Here is a 17,892-nt window from a genome sequence, read left to right as displayed (position 1 = left end):
AGCCTGCGCTGTCGCATACGGTTCTCCCAGGAGGAGATGAACGTGGCACGTGGACAGAGGGAACCGATGCCCGGCCAGTACCCGGTGACCTTCGGCGAGGTGGAGCTGCTCCGGGACCTGGACAGGCAGGACGGCTGGGTGCTGTCCAAGGATGGCGTACCTCAGTCCTATGTGGACCTACAAGACCCGACATTTCTGGAATTCGAATACGTCCGCCTCATGGCCGACGTCATCGACCTGCTCGACGAGGGCCCGCTGAGCTGCGTGCACGTGGGCGGCGGCGCCTGCACGATCCCCCGCTACGTCGCCGCCACCCGGCCGGGTTCCCGGCACATCGTGATCGAGCCCGACGGCCTCCTGGTCAACCTGGTACGCGAGCAGCTCGACCTGCGCTCGGTGCCCAAGCTCAAAATGATCATCGCGGGCGGCCGGGAGGGCACCGCCAAGGTCTGGGACTCCTCGGCCGACCTCGTGGTGCTGGACGCGTTCACCGGCGCCACCATGCCGGTGGAACTGGCCACGGTGGAGTATCTCGGCGACGTCGCCCGCGTCCTGCGCCCCTCCGGCACGCTGCTGATCAACCTGGCCGACGGCAAGGGCCTGGCCTTCGCCAGGCGCCTGCTCGCCACCGTCACCGGCGCCTTCCGCCACGTCGCCCTGCTGGCCGAGCCCGGGGTGATGCGCGGGCGCCGGTTCGGCAACCTGATCGTCGCCGCCTCGCGCGCCGAGCTGCCGCTCGACCCGCTCACCCGCCGCGCCGCCGGCGGCCTCACCCAGGCCAGGTGCGTGTACGGGGAAGCGCTGGAAAACTTCGTCGCCGGAGCCGCCCCGATCAAGGACGGCGACGCGGTGCTCGCCCCGGTGCCACCGCCGGCGGTGTTCGGCTAGGGCCGCAGGTAGGCGAGCACGGCCGCCACCCTGCGGTGCACGTCGGCGCTGACCTCCAGGCCGAGCTTGGTGAAGATGGAGTTGACGTTCTTCTCCACCGACGACACCGACAGGTGCAGGGCCCTGGCGATGGCGCCGTTGGAGCGGCCGTGGGCCATCTCGCGGAGCACGTCGCGCTCGCGCGGGGTGAGCGACTCCGGCTCACCGCGCAGGTCGTGTCTCGCCATCAGGCCCTCGACGACCTTCGGGTCGATGACCGAACCCCCGGAGGCCACCGCCCTGATCGCGCCGAGCAGCTCGTCCAGGTCGCCGACCCGGTCCTTCAGCAGGTAGGCGAAGCCCTCGGTGCCGTGCTTGAACAGCTCCAGCGCGGACAGCGCGTCGGAGTACTGCGACAGCACCACGATGCCGACCCCCGGGTGCGCCGCCCGCACCGCGTGCGCGGCGTCGATGCCCTCGAAGCCCTGCCGCCAGTCGCCGCCGGGCATCCTGATGTCGGTGACCACCACGTCGGGCCGCAGCCTGCGCACCGCGTCGAGCAGCTCGTCGGCGTCGCCGACCGCGCTGACGACGGTGACCCCGCCGGACGTCTCCAGCAGCTGCCGGGTGCCCTCGCGCACCAGGTAGTGGTCGTCGGCCAGGACCGTCCTGATCGCGTCACCCATCGACCGGCACCCACGCGTCCACCCGTGTCCCCTCTCCGCGCGCGCTCTCGACCCGCAGCCCGCCGCCCAGCGCGTCGAGCCGGTCGGCCAGCGTGGCGAGCACGCCGGGCCGCGCCTCGAACCCCGTGCCGTCGTCGGTCACCGTGGCGCCGAGCCGCCCTTCCTCCCGGGACAGCCGCACCTCTATCCTGGCCGCCCCCGCGTGCTTGAGCGCGTTGGCGACGGCCTCGCTCACCGTGAAGTACATCGCGCCCTCGACCTCGTCGGGGAACCGCTCGGCCCGCAGCTCCCGGCCGGCGAGCACCTGGACGGGCACCGGCAGCCGGGCGCAGCGCTCCTCGACGGCCTCCACCAGGCCGCCCTGGCTGAGCGCCGACGGGTGGATGCCCGCCGCGAGCTCGCGCAGGTCGGCGAGGGTCTGGCGGGCCTGCTCGCGGAGGTTCCCGAGCGTCCCGGTGCCGCCGCCGGTGGCGCGGGCCAGCTCGATGCCGGCGATGAGGGCGACGAGCTGCTGCTGCACGCCGTCGTGGATGTTGCGCTCGATGCGCCGCCGCTCGGCCTCCTGCGCGTTGACCAGGCGGGTGGCCAGCCCGGCGCTCTGGATGGCCAGCCCGGCGGGTACGGCCAGCGCCTCCAGGAAACGCCGGTCCTCGACGGACAGGCGGCCGTGGGCACGCGGGCCGCACTCGATCCGCCCCTGCCCGCCGAGCACGGGCAGGGTGATCGCGGCGGGACCGTCCTCCGGCCCGGAGACCACCCGGCGGCCGTCGGCGAGCGTCACGGCGGCCCAGCGGGTCTCCAGGCCGGTGCGCACGGCCATGGCCAGTCTGCCGAGCTGCTCGACGGGCTCCCGGCTGTCCTCCAGCTCCGGGCCGAGGCTGGACAGCACCTCCTGCACGGTCGGCCGCACGTCGAACACCAGCAGCAGCCGCGAGCCGCGCAGGCCGACGCGGAGGTCGAGCAGGCGGTGGCGGACGACCGCGACCACGATCGCGCCGGGCAGCGCCCCCAGCATGGCCAGCGCCCCGGCCACGCCGACGACCGGCAGGGCGACCCCTCCGAAGAGGAAGAAGTACGCCAGCAGCACTCCCACCTGGGTGGCCGTGGTCCCGGCGACCATCCAGCCGTACTGCGAGCGTTCCGGCGGACGGCTGCGGCGCCAGCGCAGCACGAGCCCGCCGAGGACCACCCAGCCGGCGACCCAGACGGTGAGCTGGCCGACGGTGGCGGCGAGAACGCCGGTCAGTTGCACGGGATCGGTCACGTCCGGAGACCCGCCGAGGAAGAGGGGCGCCATCAGCACCCCCGCGGCGTGCACGGCGGCGGCGACGCCCGCGCCCCAGGCGACGGGACGCCACCGGCGCGAGGGCAGCCGGCCCTCCGGGAACAGCAGCGGGACGTACACCCAGGTCAGCGCGTAGAAGACGACCATCGCGACCATCGAAGGGGCCGCGAGCCCGGGCACGCGGCCGACCAGGCCGACGCCGAAGATGCCGGCGCCGAAGCACACCGCGGCGGCCAGCAGCAGCCGGCCGTACGGCACGTCCGGCCGGCGAGCGGCCAGCAGCCAGCCCAGCACCGGCAGGACCAGCCCGACGGCGACGAACGCCACGTGCCAGACCGTGAAGCCCTCCAGGAGCGACCCGCCCACCAGACCCGCGGCCGCGATCAGGGCCATCAGCCCGGCCACCAGATTCGTACGCATCGCCCCTCATCGTCACAAAGGCAGCTGACCTGCGTCCATGAGGTTGACCGCACAGTCGGTGCGGCCATCCCCACCCCGCGGGACGGTGGCCTGCCCGGTGGGCGCGGCGGCGGCGCCCGGCTTGGCTGGGGGCACGTCCACGCGAGGAGGATCTTTCATGAGAAGGCGCGTATCACTCCTGGCGGCCGCCTGTGCCGTCAGCCTGACGGCGTGCGCCGCACCGGTCGCCACCGCCGCGGCGGTCCCACCGGTCGCCACTGCCGCGACGGCGACCGCGACGCCTGCGGCCACGTCTACGGCGCCGCCCGTCGAGATCCCGGACACGCCTCTGGGGGACGCGCTGCGCTGGGTGCTGGACGCCTCCACCAGGGCGCCGGTCGGGGAGAGCGAGCTGAGGACGCGCATCGCCCCCGAGTTCCTCGCGGCGGTCCCGGCCGAGCAGTTCGACGCGGTGCTGACCGCGTACCCGGACCTGAGCCTGCGGGCGGTGAGCGTGGCGCACGCCGCCGCGCTCGTGGCGGGCGTGGAGTCGGGCGGCAAGCGGTTCCTGCTGGAGTTGTCGGTCGACGGCGCGGGGTTGATCAACGGGATGCGGCTCACCGAGGCGCCCGCCCCGCAGCCCGCGCCGAAGAGCTGGAAGGAGCTGGAGCGGCGGCTGCGCGCCGTCGCGCCGCGGGCCGGGTTCGTCGCGGCGCGGGTCGACGGCCGCGCCTGCCGCACCGTGCGCGGCGTCGCGGCGGACGTGCGCCGCCCGCTCGGCTCGATGTTCAAGCTGTACGTGCTCGGCACGGTCGCCGGGCAGATCGAGAAGGGCGCCTACGGCTGGGACACCGAGCTGACGATCACGGCGGACGTGAAGAGCCTGCCGACCGGGCAGCTCCAGGACCGCCCCGACGGGAGCCGGGTGACCGTGCTGGAGGCCGCCAGGCTGATGATCTCCATCAGCGACAACACCGCCACCGACCTGCTCATCCGCAAGGCGGGACGCGAGGCCGTGGAGCGCACCATGCGTTCCTGGACGAAGGGCCACGACCGGCGCAACACGCCGCTGCTGACCACGAGGGAGCTGTTCGTACTCAAGGGCGCCCGCTACCCGGAGCTGGCCGAGCGCTACCTGTCGATGAACACCCGGGACAGGCGCGACTATCTGGCGAAGGTCGTGGCGAAGGTGCCGCTCTCGGACATCCGTCCGTGGACCCACCCGCGCGAGCTCGACACGATCGAGTGGTTCGTGTCACCGGAGGACGTCTGCCGCGCCCACGCCGCGCTCTCCGGGCTGGGCGACGAGCGGGTGGACGAGATCATGTCGGCGAACGACGCGGGGCTCGGGCTGCCGCCGGACCGGTGGCGGTCGGTGTGGTTCAAGGGCGGCTCCGAGCCCGGGGTGTATGCCATGGGCTTCCGCGCCCGTACCACCGACGGCAGGACGTACGCCGTGACCCTGATGGGCGTCGACCCGGACGCGCCGTTGGACGACGGGAAGACCGGCCAGGAGTTCCTGGCGCTGGCGCGGGGCGCGTTCGCGCTGGCGGCGCGGGGCTAGCTGATCGTCAGGCAGGCGATCCGGTCACCGGCGTTGCCGGCGTCGGGGCCGGTCGCCGTGGTCTCCTTGGAGTGCAGGACCAGGGAGCGGGGCGGCGTGGCCGGGTCGAAGCCCCACGGGTGGCGGGCGGTGGCCCGGCCGGCGCCGGTGGCGTCGGTCTTGAGGTCGAGCCAGATCTCGTTGTCGGCGCTGGCCGGGCCGGGCCGGTGCTGGTAGTGCGGGCCCGCGTCGGCGCCGGTCTTGCCGCACGGCTTCGTGTGCAGGTGGGCGCCGTAGCCACGACTCGGCCGGAAACCCTCGACCACCAGAGAGGTGATCGTCTGGCCGCCGGACGACTCGGCGGTGACGCTGGCCTGGGCGCCTTCGGGCGCCAGCTTCCGGTCATAGGCGACCGCGGAGGCGCCGGCGACGGTGAACTCGCCGCTGCCGTTGAGCGTGGTGGCCGGCTGGCCTTCCGTGTGGGCGAGCTGCGGCGGGCTGGCGCCGCAACCGGCCGCGAGCAGGGCGAGCAGGATGACGGGCAGGCGTGTGGGCATGCCCCACTCATATCAGTAACCGAGTGACTACGCATCGTGTTTGAAGATTCGTGTCCCACTTCAGCGACCCGGCCCTCACCCCCGCCCGCCAAAAGGTCGCGATCGAATCGAGACGTGACCTTGCCATGCCCCTCTTGCCTAGAACCGAATTCTAGAAGCAGAGTGGGACCATGATGGAGGAGTACGCGGACCGCGTGTGGCGTGGGGAGACTGGCGACAGCATCGCGGATCCCGGGTTGTCCGGCAGGGGTGTGATGACCGTCGCCGACGGCCTGGGGTGGTGGCCCGGATTCGGCAACGTGATCGCGTTCGAGACGGAGGGGCACCTGGCGCTCTGGGACACCAGCAGCCCGTTCTCGGCGGGCAAGCTGTACGAGGACGTGCGGGGATGGACCCGGGCGCCGCTGACGGCCGCGTTCTACTCGCACGGCCACATCGACCACGTCTTCGGCACCGGGCCGTTCGAGGAGTCCGGGCCCCGGGCGACGGTGTACGCGCACGAGGCCGTCGTGCCGAGGTTCCAGCGCTACCTGCTGACCAGCGGCTACAACGCGGTGATCAACCAGCGGCAGTTCCAGCTCCCCGGCCTCCAGTGGCCCTCGGAGTACCGCCACCCCGACGTCACCTACCGGGACGCGCTCACCGTCAGGCTCGGCGGGCTGACCTTCGACCTGTTCCACGCCAAGGGCGAGACCGACGACGCCACGGTCGCGTACGTGCCCGAGCACCGGCTGCTGCTGCCCGGCGACCTGTTCATCTGGGTCACTCCCAACTGCGGCAACCCGCAGAAGGCGCAGCGCTACCCGCGCGAGTGGGTGCACGCCCTGCGCCGGATGGCCGCGCTCGACGCCGAGATCATGCTGCCCAGCCACGGCGCCCCGATCTTCGGCCGCGACCGCATCCGGCAGGCGCTGCTGGAGACGGCCGAGTGGCTGGAGTCGCTGGTCACCCAGACGCTCGGCCTGCTCAACGCGGGCGCCCGGCTGGACGAGATCGTGCACGCCGTCCGGCCGCCCGGCCACCTGGCCGACCGGCCGTACCTGCGGGCCCGTTACGACGAGCCGGAGTTCGTGGTGCGCAACCTCTGGCGGCTCTACGGCGGCTGGTACGACGGCAACCCGGCCAACCTCAAGCCCGCTCCCGACGCGGTGCTCGCCCGGGCGGTGGCGGACCTGGCAGGCGGCGCCGGGAAGCTCGCGGACGCCGCCGTGAAGGCGCTCGCGGACGGCGACGAGCGGCTCGCCGGCCACTTCGCCGAGATGGCCGCGCTCGCCGCTCCTGACGACCCGGGCGTCCACCGGGTCCGCGCCGACGTCTTCGCCGCCCGCGCCGCCCGCGAGGCGTCCCTCATGGCCAAGGGCGTCTTCACCTGGGCCGCCTCCGAGTCGGCGGAGCGGGCCGGCTCCTGACCGGTCAGCCGAAGTGCGACCGGGTCTCGGCGAAGGCCCGGTCGGTGCCCTCCAGCGCGAGGGCCACGTCCTGTTCCGTGTGGGCCGCCGACATGAACCAGTTGTGCCAGGGGTGCAGGTAGACGCCGTGCCGCAGGCAGGCGTCGCTCCAGTGCAGGGCGACCGACAGGTCCGCGTCGCCGTCGAAGCTGAGCCACGGGATCGTCACCGGGCCGGTCTGGTTCACCACGAAGCCGTGCGCCTTGGCCTGCGCGTACAGGCCCTCCCTGAGCTGGGTGCCGGCGCGCTCCATCGCCGCGATGCCGTCGGTGTCGCGCAGGGTCTCGATGGTCGCCTTGGCCGCCGCCATGGCGACCGCGGAGAACCAGAACGACCCGGTCGTGTAGAGCGTCTGGGCCGCGCCCCGCAGCGCGTCGACGCCGGTGAGGGCGGCGATCGGGTAGCCGTTGGCCATGGCCTTGGACCAGGCCGTCAGATCCGGCCGCACTCCGTACCGCTCCCACGACCCGCGCAGGTCGATCCGGAACCCGGCGCGCACGTCGTCGATCACCAGCGCCGCGCCGAGCCGGTCGGCCAGCGCCCGCGCGCCCCGCGCGAAGGCGGGCTCGACCAGTGCCTGGTCCTCGAACGAGTCGTGCTTGAACGGCGTCACGATGATCGCCGCCACGTCGTCGCCCGCGCTCGCGGCGGCGGCCTCCAGCGACTCCAGGGAGTTGTAGTCGAACTCGACCAGGTCGGCCCGCTCGTTCGGGGTGGTGCCGGCGGTGGAGGGCGTGCACCACGGGTCGGCCCCGTGGTAGGCGCCGTGCGCGCGGAGCACCTTGGTGCGGCCGGTGGCGGCGCGGGCGACCATGAGCGCCTGGGTGGTGGCGTCGGTGCCGTTCTTGGAGAACATCGCCCAGTCGGCGCTCGGGATCGTGTCCACCAGCAGCTCGGCCAATTCCACCATGATCGGGCCGGGGCCGTTGAGGCAGTCGCCGAGAGCGGCCTGCCGGGCGGCGGCCTCCTCCACCCGGGGGTGGCGGTGGCCCAGCACGACCGGCCCCCAGCTGCACATGAAGTCGATGTACGCGCGACCGTCCGCGTCCCACTGCCGGCAGCCTTCGGCCCGCTCGAAGAACTGCGGGTAGCCGGGGGCGAAGATGGCCGCGTTGAGGTGCCCGTACATGCCGCCGGGGACGACCTTGGCGGCCCGCGCGCGGAGTTCGGCGTCTGTCATCGGAGACTCCTAAGGGGTGGTCAGTCGAGGAGGGCCAGCACGGCGTCGAGGTCCGTGAGCCCGGCGTCGGAGCCGAGCCCGGTGGCCACCAGGGAGGCGGCGGCGGTGCCCCAGCGGGCGGCGGTGGGCACGTCCTCGCCGTGCAGCAGGCCGGTGACGAACCCGGCGCAGTACGCGTCGCCGCAGCCGGTGGTGTCGGCCACCTCCGTCTTGACGACCGGGACCCGTTCGGCGCCCGCGCCGGTCACCACGAGGCTGCCCGCCTCGCCCAGCGTGACGAGCACGCCGCGCGGCCCCTCGGCCAGCAGCGCCCCGGCGGCCTCCCGCACATCGTCGGCGCCCGCCATCAGCCGGGCCTGGCTCTCGTTCGGCAGCACGTAGTCGACGTGCGGCAGGAACGCCCGCGCCAGACCGAGCAGGTCCGGCATCTCCGACAGCAGATCCATGGTGACCACCGTGCCGGCGGCCCTGACCTCGTCGAGCAGCGCGAAGAAGGCGGGGTCGGCGAGCGCGAAGGTGACGTCCACGCCGCCCAGGTGGATCGCCCGCGCCCGGCGCAGCAGATCGGTGTCGAGGTCGGCGGGCGTGACGCCGAGGTTCGCGCCGGGGACGTGGAAGCTGGGGCGCCCGCCGTCCGGCCGGATCGGCAGGATCGAGGCGGCGGTGTGCTCCCCCGCCCGGCGGACCAGCCGGGAGACGTTCACGCCGTGCTTGGCCAGCACCGCGACGAGGAAGTCGCCGAGCTCGTCGTCGCCGGCGGCGCCCATGGTGACGACCTCGTTGCCCAGCTTGACCAGGTCGACGGCGGTGCCGGCGGCGGAGCCCGCGGCGGTGAGCCGGATCTCGTCGACGAGCACGGTGTCCTGCCCGTCGGGGATGTGCGAGACGGGCCTGGCGAGGATGTCGACGATGTGCACGCCGACGGTGACGACGGTCATGGTTTAAATAGACAGACGTCCGACTAAAAAGTCAATATGCTGGAACGAACACGGAAGGGGGCATGCCGATGCCGAAGATCGTGGACCACGACGAGCGCAGGCGCGAGGTGCTGTCAGCCGCCCGCCGGGTGATCGTCAGAGACGGCATCGACGCCGCCACCACCCGCGCCATCGCCAAGGAGGCCGGCTACTCCAACGGTGTCCTGGCCCACTACTTCACCGACAAGGACGAGATCCTGCTGTCGGCGCTGAGCCAGTCCCACGAGCGCATCCGCGACCGGCTGTCCCGCAAGGTCGAGGGCGTCTCTGGGCTGGCCGCGCTGCGCGAGCTGCTCCTCGACAACCTGCCGCTCGACGCCGAGCGCACCCAGGAGACCCGCCTGGAGGTGAGCTTCTGGAGCCGGAGCCTGGCCTCCGAGCGGCTGGCCGAGGTGCAGCGGTCGGAGGCGGCCGAGCTGCGCGCCGCCGTGCGCGACCTGCTCGGCCAGGCGAGCGCGGCGGGCGAGCTGACCACCGGGCAGAACCTCGACGACGTGACCGAGCACCTGCTCGCCCTGGTCGACGGCCTGAGCCTGCACCTGCTGCTCTATCCGGACCGGCTGCGCCGGGTCGACCTGGAACGACTCCTGCTCCAGCACCTCGACGGGCTCTGATTCGTTGCCGCATTTCGGACGACCGACTACATTGCCGCCATGAGCCTCCGCGAGCAGTTGTGCGCGTACGGCAGGCGCGCCGTCGAGCTGGGCCTGGTCATCGGGACGTCGGGCAACCTGAGCGTGCGCGAGGGCGACCGGGTGGCGGTGACCCCCTCCGGGGTGGCGCTCGACCGGCTGACCCCGGAGTCGTGCCCGGTCGTGGACCTCGACGGCAACCTCCTGGAAGGTGACGCGCAGCCGTCCTCGGAGACGCCGATGCACCTGGCGATCTACCGCGCCACCGACGCGCGCGCGGTGGTCCACACCCACTCGGTGTTCGGCGCGGTCGTGGCCACCACGAAGACCGAGCTGCCGCCGATCCACTACAACGCGCTGATGCTGGGCGGGGTGGTCAAGGTCGCCGAGTACGCCACGTACGGCACCGACGAGCTGGCCGCGAACGTGCGGGCGGCGCTGGAGGGCAAGCGGGCGGCGCTGATGGCCAACCACGGCGGGGTGACCATCGGCGCCACGCTGGAGGAGGCGTTCGAGGCCACCCGGCTGCTGGAGTGGCTGTGCGAGGTGTACGTGCGCGCGCTGGGCGTGGGCGAGCCGGCCGTGCTCACCGACGAGCAGCTCGCCGCCGTGGTCGAGCGCGCGCTCAACCCGCCGGAGTTCCCCCGCCGGTGAGCGCCCGCTCGGCGAGCCCGGTCGGCAGCCCGCCGGAGCCGGCGATCCGGTCGTGGAAGGACTTCAGCGAGCCGGTGTACGACGCGCGGATCCGTTCGATCTCGATGGCGCCGGTGAGGTACGAGGGGGCCTGGGTGGGCCAGGCGCAGTAGCGGCTGACCTCGCCCTGCGCGGTGCCGGGCGACAGCGACGCCTTGGTGGCCATGAACGTCTCGGCCTCCTCGGTCGTCATGTCCCCGCAGTGCAGCGCGGTGTCCACGACGATGCGGGCCGCCCGGAAGATCCGGAAGTCCAGGTGGGCCAGCTCGGTGGCGGGCGTGCCGAAGTAGCCCTGCTCGTGCAGGAGCTTCTCCACGTACAGGCCCCAGCCCTCGGTGAAGTACGGGGTGCGGAACACCTTGCGCACCGGGTGCGGGTTGGCGGCCAGGGTCGCCAGGTGCCAGTGGTGGCCGGGGTAGGCCTCGTGGACCGCGATCGACGGCATCTGCGCCCGGCTGTTGGTGCGCAGCCGCTGCCGCACCTGCTCGGGCGTGAAGTGGTCGGGGGTGTACGGCACGAAGAACACGCCGGTGCGCGAGCTGCTGAGCGGCGGCGGCGCCAGGTAGTGGGCCACCGCCACGACGGGCCGGCTGTAGACCGCCGACGGCAGCACCAGGCACTCCTCGCCCTCGGGGAACGTCACCAGGTCCCGCTCGCGGACGAACTCCCTGGCCCGCCGGGTCTCGGCCTCGTACTCGGCCCGCATCCCCTCCAGCGTGCCGGGGTGGTCGTCCATGAGCGTCTCCATGGCGGCCCGCCAGTCGGGCGAGCCGCTCACCCGTACCGCGACCTCGCGCATCCGCCCGTCCAGCTCGTCCCAAGCGGCCCGGCCCTTCTCGTGCAGCTCGGCGGCGCCGTACCCGAGCAGTTCGCGCTCGCGCAGCAGGCGCGAGTAGAGCCGCTCGCCCATCCGCCAGGTGCCGCCGCACTGGAAGCCGTCCAGGAACGCGACCAGTTCGTCGAACGCGGCGGCGGCCGGCTCGGCGGCCTCGGCGAGCCGGGCCCGCAGGTCCGGGTCGCCGACCATGCCGGGGACGGTCTCGGTGAGGAAGGCGCGCCCGGTGCGCGCCTGGCCGAGCCCGCGCCGCACGATCAGCGGCGCGGCCAGCTCGGGGTCGAGGTTGGCGCGGCAGGCGGCCAGCACTCCGGGCACCTCGGCCAGCCGGGAGATCGCGGCGGCCACCAGCTCGGGCTCCGGCCTGAGCCGGTGCTGGAACGGCGTGAACAGGGCCGTGAAGACGGCCGACAGGTAGACGGCCGGGTCGCGCCGCCAGTCGGGCCACTCCGCCAGCGCGACCGCGCCGCGGAGCTGGGAGATCACGAGGTCACGGTCGATCGGGTCGCCCGTCTCGCCGGCCTCCAGCCGCGCCAGCCATCGGGCCTCCTCGCGCTCGCGCTCGGCGAACGCGGCGGCGGAGAAGTCGCCGAGCGTGTGGTCGTAGCCCTCGGCGCCCAAGGTGCTCGCCAGGACCGGACGCCGGGAAAAGTACCACCTGAGAAACTCGTCCACCGATGCACCATATCCTTGGCGAATGCCCCTTCAGATCACCGGCGCGTTAGGCGATCCCGACCTGATCCGGCTCCCCTGGGAGCTGCCGCTCGCGGAGTGGCCCCAGCACCACCTCGTCGACCTGCCCCGCGGCATCTCGCGGCACGTCGTGCGGTTCGCCCGGCTGGGCGGCAAGGTCTACGCGATCAAGGAAATCAGCGAGCGGTACGCCAGGCGCGAGTACCAGCTCCTGTGGGACCTGGCCAGGCTGGACGCGCCCGCCGTGGAGCCGGTCGCCTACGTCACCGGCCGCGAGGAAGGGCTGGACGCGGCGCTGATCACCCGGCACCTGCAGTTCTCGCTCCCGTACCGGGCCGTGATGTCCGGGACGCTGCGCCCCGACACGCTCACCCGGCTGATGGACGCGCTGGTCGTGCTGCTGGTGCGGCTGCATCTCACCGGGTTCTACTGGGGCGACTGCTCGCTGTCGAACACGCTGTTCAGGCGCGACGCGGGGGCGTTCGCCGCCTACCTGGTCGACGCCGAGACCGGCGAGATGCACCCGATGCTCAGCGACGGGCAGCGGCTCGGCGACATCGACGCCGCGCACCTGAACATCTTCGGGGAGATGCTCGACCTGGAGGCCGGCGGCCTGCTCCATCCGTCGATCGACCCGATGGACACCGCCGAGGACATCGTCAGCCGCTACCACCGGCTGTGGGCCGAGCTGACCCAGGACGAGATCATCGAGGAGGTCGACTGGCACCGGGTGGAGCAGCGGATCCGGCGGCTGAACCTGCTCGGGTTCGACGTGGCCGAGATGATGGTGCGGCGCAAGGTCGGCACCGGCCGGCTGATCGTCCGCCCCAAGGTGGTCGACTCCGGGCACCACCAGCGCCGCCTGCTGCGGCTGACCGGCCTGGACGCGGAGGAGAACCAGGCCAGGCGGCTGCTCAACGACCTCGACGGGTTCCGGGTCGCCGTGGGGCTGCGGCACGAGGACGAGGCGATCGTGGCGCACCGCTGGCTGGCCGAGGTGTTCCAGCCGACGATCGCGGCCATCCCGGCCGGGCTGCGCGGCAAGCTGGAGGCTCCGCAGCTGTTCCACGAGATCCTCGACCACCGGTGGTACCTGTCGGAGGCGGCCGGGAGCGATGTGGGGCTGGCCGCGGCGGTCAAGTCGTACGTGGACAAGGTGCTGGTCTTCAAGCCCGACGAGAAGGCGCTCCTTCCGGACGAGGCGACGGAACCGAATGCGAATAACCTTCCCTGAGGCCTTTGTCATTTCCTCATAAATCGCGGGATTATCCCTCTCAGTAGGGTTTTTCTTCGCCTCAGCCGTAGACAACTTCATCTCGGTACGGCTCACGTTATCGCCGTTCATTTCCGTCTCTTCTGGCATCCCTAAGCTGTCCGCGTCCGCATGACGGCGAGGGAGGCCACCGTGCTCGCACTCGACAGCTGCCTGACCGAAGTCATGGCCATACCGGGAGCGCTCGACGCGATGCTCGTGGATCACACGAGCGGCATGGCCGTGTCCTTCAGCGGGCAACCCCGCGGCGTGGACGCCGACAAGGCGGCCGCGGCGCTGACCGAGATGCTGCGGGCCAGCATGGACGGGCTCTCGCGGGCCTGTCCCGGCGACACCGTGCGCATCGGCGACCTGCTGATCAGCACCGACCAGGGACACCACCTGATCAGGCTGATGGACACCCTGTTCGAGGGGCCGCTGGTGATCTACGTGCGCCTCGACATGGAGCGGTCGAACATCGCGCTGGCCCGCCACCGGCTGCGCACCATCTCCGAGCAGCTGCTGGCGTGACCGATGCCGTCGCTGGACACGCTCCTGGCCGGCCTCGCCAAGGAACGGGCCACCGGTGCGCTGCGGGTGGGCCGCGCCGGCACCGTCTACCTCGACGACGGGCGCATCACGTACATGACCTGCGCGCAGGTGCCCGGCGCCGAGCGGCTGCTCGCGGCCGGTGGCCGGGTGCCGGAGTCGGCGCTGCGCAGGCTGCAGGCCGACGGCGGCACCGAGCGCCTGCTGGAGGAAGGCCGGGTCACGCTCGGCGAGCTGCAGTACTGCGTGCTCGGCGCGGTGCTGGACGCGGCGTTCTTCCTGCTGCCGGTGACCGGCGCCCGGCCGAGGTTCCGGCCCGGCGAGGGGCACTGGCTCGGCGGGCGCTGGTACTTCGACGTGCCCGGCCTGGTGCGCGAGTGCGCGCGCCGCCGGGCACGGCTCGCCGAGACGTGGCCGCGGGCCGACCTGGACACCTCCCCCGTACGCGCCGCGCGGCGGATGCCCGGGCAGAGCGTGACGCTCAGCGACGTGCAGTGGGAGGTGGCGATCGGGGCCGACGGCGAGGCCACTCCCCTGGAGCTGGCCAAACGGCTGGGCCGGTCCGGTTACGCGGTCCTGCTGGCGGTGCGCAGGCTGGCGGCGGCGGGCCTGATCGTCGCGGCCGAGGGGACGGAGCCGCTGCCCAGGCGGGTCAAGCGGCTCGACGTCGCCCGGCACAGGGCGGACGCCACCGCCGGCGGCCCGCTCGGCCCGGTCGTCACCGGGGATCCCACGGACATCGAGCTGCTGCTGCGGCTCAGGAAGGCGTTGGAGGAGCTGACGTGAGGTTCCCCTCACGCAGGAGGAGGCCATCTGTGGAACTGCGTCAAGAGGTGCTCAAGGAGATGGTTCTCCTGCGCGAACGGACGGCCGACGTCAAAGGGAGCGTGGCCTCCACCATCGACGGGCTGACGATCGCCTGCGACCTGGCGGAGGACACCAGCGAGCACGTGTCCGCGCTGGCCGCGGCGCTGCTCGCGATGAGCCGGCGCATGATGATCCTGGCCGGGCGGGGCGACCTGGAGGAGACGCTCGTCTCCGGCAGCGCGGGCCACGCCGCGTTCTACGCCGCCGGCCCCACTGTCGTCCTCACAGTCCTGGCTGAGCCCGGCGCCAACCTCGGGCTGCTCCGGCTGGAGGGGCGCAAGACCGCCGCCGCGGTGGCGGCGGTGGCAGCAGGCAAGAAGTGACCATTCCTGATCGGAGGAAAGCATGGCCAGCATGGACATCTCTCTCAAGGAGATGATGGCGATCGACGGCTCCATCGGCGCCGCCATCGTGGACCACGGCAGCGGCATGGCGCTCGGCGCCCTGGGCGGGTCCAAGGACCTGGACCTCCAGGTCGCCGCGGCCGGCAACACCGAGGTCGTCAAGGCGAAGCTCCGGACGATGGACTCGCTCGGGCTCAACGACGCCATCGAGGACATCCTCATCACGCTCGGCGGCCAGTACCACATCATCCGGCCGATCTCCGGGCGCGGCGGCAAGGGCCTGTTCCTCTACCTGGCCCTGGACCGCGGCCGGGCCAACCTGGCCCTGGCCAGGCACCATCTCAAGGGCATCGAGGAGAAGCTGGAGGTCTGACCCCTCCCCCGAGAACCCGGCGGCACGCGTCCGGGCGCGGCGAGCGCGTGCCGCCGCCGGGGCGCATCTCGCGAGCGGCAGCCTCCCGGCGCTTCGCGAGGTGCGCCCCTTCCAGCTGTATCGCAATCAGCGGGCCGGGCCCGCGTGACCGGCGGTGAGCTTGGTGACGGCCTCGACGAGCTCCGGCCAGAGCGCCCGCGGGAGGTCGTGCCCCATGCCGGGGAAGACCTTGAGCTCGGCGCCCGGGATGGCCGCTGCCGTGGCCTGCCCCCCGGAGAGCGGGACGAGCTGGTCGTCGGCCCCGTGGATGACCAGCGCCGGGACGTTGAGCCGGGTGAGGGCCTCGGTCCTGTCGGGCGACGCCATGATGGCGGCGAGCTGCCGGGCGAACCCCGCCGGGTCGTGGCCGCGGTCGAACGCCTCCCCGGCCAGCCGCTGGACACGCTCGCGGTCGAGCTCGTACCCCGGGGAGCCGATGACCGACCAGGTCGCCAGCGCCTGGGTCATGGCCTCCTCCCGGGTGGTCACCGGCTTGGCGAACAGGACCGACCGGGCGCTCTCGCTCGGCGGGGCGACCGCGCCACCGGGGGTCGACATGATCGAGATGAGGGTGAGCACCCGCTCGGGATGCCGGATGGCGAGCGACTGGGCGATCATGCCGCCCATCGAGGCGCCCATCACGTGCGCGGCCGGCCAGCCGAGGGCGTCCATCAGCCCGGCGGTGTCCGCGGCCATGTCGTCCAGCAGGTAGGGCGCCGGCTTGCCCGGTGCGGGCGCGCCCGCCTCGTGGAGGTGGGTGGACATCCCGGCGTCGCGGTTGTCGAACCTGACGACATGGTGCCCCTGCTCGGCGAGCTGCTCGCACAGCTCGTCGTCCCAGTGAATGAGCTGGGCGCCCAGCCCCATGATCAGGAGGAGCGGGCGCCCGTCGGGAGAGCCGAAGCTCTCGTACGCGATGTCGATTCCATGAGCCGATGCGGTCGAGGTCACGGCTCTAGAATGACATTCTAATCGTGGTGACGCAAAGGTCAGCGGCGCACGAGCTTGCGGATGCGCTCGCGGCTCAGCACCAGGCCGCCGCCGACGAGGATCACGCCGCCGGCCACGGCGGCTCCCGCCACGTTGCTCCGCTCGGTGGCCGCGGCCGCCTCGGCGCCGCCGGCGGCGGGCTGCGGCTCGGCCGGGGCCTTGACGAGGTTCACCGGGTCGGCCTTCACGGGGCTGGTCTTCACGGGCTCGGCCTTGTCGCTGCCGGACTGGCCCGCGACGGCCTTCTCCTCGTCCTTCTTGTCCGCCTTGTCGTCCGCCTTGTCCCCGGCCAGGACCGGCGGGGCGGCCGGGTTGCGGTCCATGCGCTTGTAGGCGCCCTCGGAGAAGGCGACCGGGTGGTTCTTCAGGCCCAGGCCGTCACCCCACTTGGTGATGACGTACTCGACCTCGATGTGGCCCTTGCCGCCGTTGCCGTCCACCATGAGCGTGCGCGGGTTGAACTTCCCGCCGGTCAGGTCGGCGAAGGTCTTGCCGTCCAGGTCGAGCATGATGCCCTTGCTGGACGGGACGCCCGGGCCGCGGTCGCCGACGAAGAACGGCGCCTTCTTGCCCTTGTAGACGACGTAGCCCTCGGTCAGCAGCGGCCAGCTGGGGCTGGCGGCCATGCCTTTCTGCATGGGCTTGCCGCTGGCCGGCAGGCCGGTGTCACCCGCGCGGCCGGAGCCGTCGTCCCAGAAGTAGGAGGCCGTGGTCTCGCCCTGGAGCAGGACCTTCTCCGTGCCCTTGTCGGTGTCGGCGTGAGCTGCGGCGCCGGAGCCGAGCGCCAGCGTGCCGGCGGCGGCGACGATCGCGGCGATGGAACGCATGCTGAAACGAGCAGACATGAAAAACAGAAGTCCTTTGTGAGGCAACAGCAAAGATGCGCTCGCGGAACGACGTAGCCGGGCATCAAGCCGTACGGACGCTACGGTGGGAGCGCGAAAGGAAGATCAGGAAATGGTGCCGCTCAATCGGCGGCCGATGACATCCCGCGGTAGGGGGGACGGGCGCGGTGATTCATCACAGGAAAACGTCCTCTCCATCTCGCCTACCGGGTTAGCTGACGGGTTCGGACGTGGAGATGCCCTACCGGCCGCATGGGCCGGATTCACCCCAGAAGGTGGGTCCCCGGTTCCCGCGGGGGAGCGGGATTCGGCGCCAGGCAGCCGCCTCTTCCTGGTGAAGAGCCAAGGTCACTGCCTGGTAACGCCGACCAATCTAGCGAGCAAATCGGACAAACGCAAAGGTAAGCCCATGATTCGGGCGAAGATCTACCTAGAAAAAGGGGGTACGGCATGCCGTACCCCCTTGAACACCCAGATTCAGCCGCCGCTCTTGCGCCTGAAGGACCGCTTGCCGGCAGCCGGGCCGTGGGCTCCGTGGATCTTGGAATGGTCGGCGCCCCTACCACTGCCGCCAGATCCCGCCTGCTGGCCGCGCTTGCGCTCCAGTGCCTCACGGAACTTGCGCTTCATCTCGTCCTCGGGAGTCTCGTCGACTTCCGGCTCCGGGGTTTCCGCCATGAGGGCCTCCTGATGTGCGTACAGCCTCCAGCTTCGCACGCAGGCCTTGACAGCGCATAACCGGGATCATCGGCGGGACGCGCGCCGGCCACTTGGTGTTGCCTTGACCCGATCGAGGAAACACCACGGACATGCAGCTCTACCCCCCGGAGCCGCGGCG

20 protein-coding genes and 1 riboswitch are annotated in these 17,892 nt (G+C 72.2%); of the genes, 10 read left to right on the top strand and 10 right to left on the bottom strand.

Annotation, left to right across the window (positions count from 1 at the left end):
- The first annotated feature begins 36 nt into the window (after nt 1–36).
- Nucleotides 37–888, top strand: a complete 852-nt coding sequence (locus ACZ6YG_RS17895; RefSeq protein ID WP_396989216.1) for a spermidine synthase — start codon at nt 37–39, stop codon at nt 886–888.
- Here ACZ6YG_RS17895 and ACZ6YG_RS17890 read toward each other — a convergent pair.
- Genes ACZ6YG_RS17890 through ACZ6YG_RS17880 form a run of 3 tightly spaced genes read right to left on the bottom strand, consistent with a single transcriptional unit; the run spans nt 885 to nt 3,399 of the window.
- Nucleotides 885–1,553 carry a response regulator transcription factor gene (locus tag ACZ6YG_RS17890; RefSeq protein ID WP_364231234.1) on the bottom strand — a complete coding sequence of 223 codons (669 nt, stop codon included), beginning with the start codon at nt 1,551–1,553 and terminating at the stop codon, nt 885–887. The genes ACZ6YG_RS17895 and ACZ6YG_RS17890 overlap by 4 nt on opposite strands.
- Nucleotides 1,546–3,258 (bottom strand): sensor histidine kinase, encoded by a 1,713-nt coding sequence (locus ACZ6YG_RS17885; RefSeq protein WP_466018603.1) that lies wholly within the window; start codon nt 3,256–3,258, stop codon nt 1,546–1,548. Before ACZ6YG_RS17885 ends, ACZ6YG_RS17890 begins: the two co-directional genes overlap by 8 nt.
- 12 nt (nt 3,259–3,270) lie before the next feature.
- On the bottom strand, nt 3,271–3,399 hold the full coding sequence (locus ACZ6YG_RS17880) for a hypothetical protein (protein ID WP_281429311.1): 129 nt from the start codon (nt 3,397–3,399) through the stop codon (nt 3,271–3,273).
- Between the two features lie 16 nt (nt 3,400–3,415).
- On the opposite strand from ACZ6YG_RS17880, the gene ACZ6YG_RS17875 reads away from it, so the two are divergent.
- Entirely contained in the window at nt 3,416–4,801 is a 1,386-nt protein-coding gene (locus ACZ6YG_RS17875) for a serine hydrolase (RefSeq protein ID WP_466018602.1), read from the top strand.
- On the opposite strand, the gene ACZ6YG_RS17870 is transcribed toward ACZ6YG_RS17875, so the two are convergent.
- On the bottom strand, nt 4,798–5,337 hold the full coding sequence (locus ACZ6YG_RS17870; protein WP_219543793.1) for a superoxide dismutase family protein: 540 nt from the start codon (nt 5,335–5,337) through the stop codon (nt 4,798–4,800). The two genes, ACZ6YG_RS17875 and ACZ6YG_RS17870, sit on opposite strands and share 4 nt — an antisense overlap.
- 170 nt (nt 5,338–5,507) lie before the next feature.
- On the opposite strand from ACZ6YG_RS17870, the gene ACZ6YG_RS17865 reads away from it, so the two are divergent.
- On the top strand, nt 5,508–6,746 hold the full coding sequence (locus tag ACZ6YG_RS17865) for an alkyl sulfatase dimerization domain-containing protein (RefSeq protein ID WP_271277179.1): 1,239 nt from the start codon (nt 5,508–5,510) through the stop codon (nt 6,744–6,746).
- A gap of 4 nt (nt 6,747–6,750) precedes the next feature.
- Here ACZ6YG_RS17865 and ACZ6YG_RS17860 read toward each other — a convergent pair whose 3' ends face one another.
- Nucleotides 6,751–7,965: an aminotransferase class III-fold pyridoxal phosphate-dependent enzyme gene (locus ACZ6YG_RS17860; RefSeq protein WP_148029623.1), complete on the bottom strand. Its 1,215-nt coding sequence runs from the start codon at nt 7,963–7,965 to the stop codon at nt 6,751–6,753.
- 20 nt (nt 7,966–7,985) lie between these two features.
- Nucleotides 7,986–8,903, bottom strand: coding sequence for a carbohydrate kinase family protein (locus ACZ6YG_RS17855; RefSeq protein ID WP_466018601.1), 918 nt, complete (start codon nt 8,901–8,903; stop codon nt 7,986–7,988).
- A 68-nt stretch (nt 8,904–8,971) separates the two neighbouring features.
- Here ACZ6YG_RS17855 and ACZ6YG_RS17850 point away from each other — a divergent pair, with 68 nt between their 5' ends.
- Nucleotides 8,972–9,556 carry a TetR/AcrR family transcriptional regulator gene (locus tag ACZ6YG_RS17850; protein WP_466018600.1) on the top strand — a complete coding sequence of 195 codons (585 nt, stop codon included), beginning with the start codon at nt 8,972–8,974 and terminating at the stop codon, nt 9,554–9,556.
- A 39-nt stretch (nt 9,557–9,595) separates the two neighbouring features.
- A complete protein-coding gene (locus tag ACZ6YG_RS17845; protein ID WP_466018599.1) occupies nt 9,596–10,228 on the top strand; it encodes a class II aldolase/adducin family protein in 633 nt (210 codons plus the stop codon).
- Here ACZ6YG_RS17845 and ACZ6YG_RS17840 read toward each other — a convergent pair.
- Nucleotides 10,200–11,777, bottom strand: a complete 1,578-nt coding sequence (locus ACZ6YG_RS17840; RefSeq protein WP_466018598.1) for a DUF885 domain-containing protein — start codon at nt 11,775–11,777, stop codon at nt 10,200–10,202. The genes ACZ6YG_RS17845 and ACZ6YG_RS17840 overlap by 29 nt on opposite strands.
- A gap of 22 nt (nt 11,778–11,799) precedes the next feature.
- Between ACZ6YG_RS17840 and ACZ6YG_RS17835 the strand changes: the two genes are divergently transcribed.
- From ACZ6YG_RS17835 to ACZ6YG_RS17815, 5 genes are all read left to right on the top strand, one after another.
- Nucleotides 11,800–13,029, top strand: a complete 1,230-nt coding sequence (locus ACZ6YG_RS17835; protein ID WP_148029618.1) for a DUF4032 domain-containing protein — start codon at nt 11,800–11,802, stop codon at nt 13,027–13,029.
- A 171-nt stretch (nt 13,030–13,200) separates the two neighbouring features.
- Nucleotides 13,201–13,578 carry a roadblock/LC7 domain-containing protein gene (locus ACZ6YG_RS17830; RefSeq protein ID WP_148029617.1) on the top strand — a complete coding sequence of 126 codons (378 nt, stop codon included), beginning with the start codon at nt 13,201–13,203 and terminating at the stop codon, nt 13,576–13,578.
- 3 nt (nt 13,579–13,581) lie between these two features.
- Nucleotides 13,582–14,382, top strand: a complete 801-nt coding sequence (locus ACZ6YG_RS17825; RefSeq protein ID WP_466018597.1) for a hypothetical protein — start codon at nt 13,582–13,584, stop codon at nt 14,380–14,382.
- A gap of 29 nt (nt 14,383–14,411) precedes the next feature.
- A complete protein-coding gene (locus ACZ6YG_RS17820; RefSeq protein ID WP_466018596.1) occupies nt 14,412–14,786 on the top strand; it encodes a roadblock/LC7 domain-containing protein in 375 nt (124 codons plus the stop codon).
- Between the two features lie 22 nt (nt 14,787–14,808).
- The gene (locus tag ACZ6YG_RS17815; RefSeq protein ID WP_271277187.1) at nt 14,809–15,180 is read left to right on the top strand and encodes a hypothetical protein; all 372 of its coding nucleotides are present in this window, start codon (nt 14,809–14,811) and stop codon (nt 15,178–15,180) included.
- 126 nt (nt 15,181–15,306) lie between these two features.
- Here ACZ6YG_RS17815 and ACZ6YG_RS17810 read toward each other — a convergent pair whose 3' ends face one another.
- From ACZ6YG_RS17810 to ACZ6YG_RS17800, 3 genes are all read right to left on the bottom strand, one after another.
- Entirely contained in the window at nt 15,307–16,170 is an 864-nt protein-coding gene (locus ACZ6YG_RS17810) for an alpha/beta fold hydrolase (protein ID WP_466018595.1), read from the bottom strand.
- Nucleotides 16,171–16,208: 38 nt separating this feature from the next.
- A complete protein-coding gene (locus ACZ6YG_RS17805; protein WP_466018594.1) occupies nt 16,209–17,054 on the bottom strand; it encodes a hypothetical protein in 846 nt (281 codons plus the stop codon).
- 185 nt (nt 17,055–17,239) lie between these two features.
- Nucleotides 17,240–17,377, bottom strand: a riboswitch (cyclic di-AMP (ydaO/yuaA leader).
- A 154-nt stretch (nt 17,378–17,531) separates the two neighbouring features.
- On the bottom strand, nt 17,532–17,732 hold the full coding sequence (locus ACZ6YG_RS17800) for a DUF5302 domain-containing protein (protein ID WP_148029613.1): 201 nt from the start codon (nt 17,730–17,732) through the stop codon (nt 17,532–17,534).
- Between the last annotated feature and the right edge of the window lie 160 nt (nt 17,733–17,892).

The sequence above is a fragment of the Nonomuraea sp. NPDC054003 genome (assembly GCF_055585125.1).
Note: the sequence above shows the minus strand (reverse complement) of the source record. Positions and strands in the feature narration are given on the sequence as shown.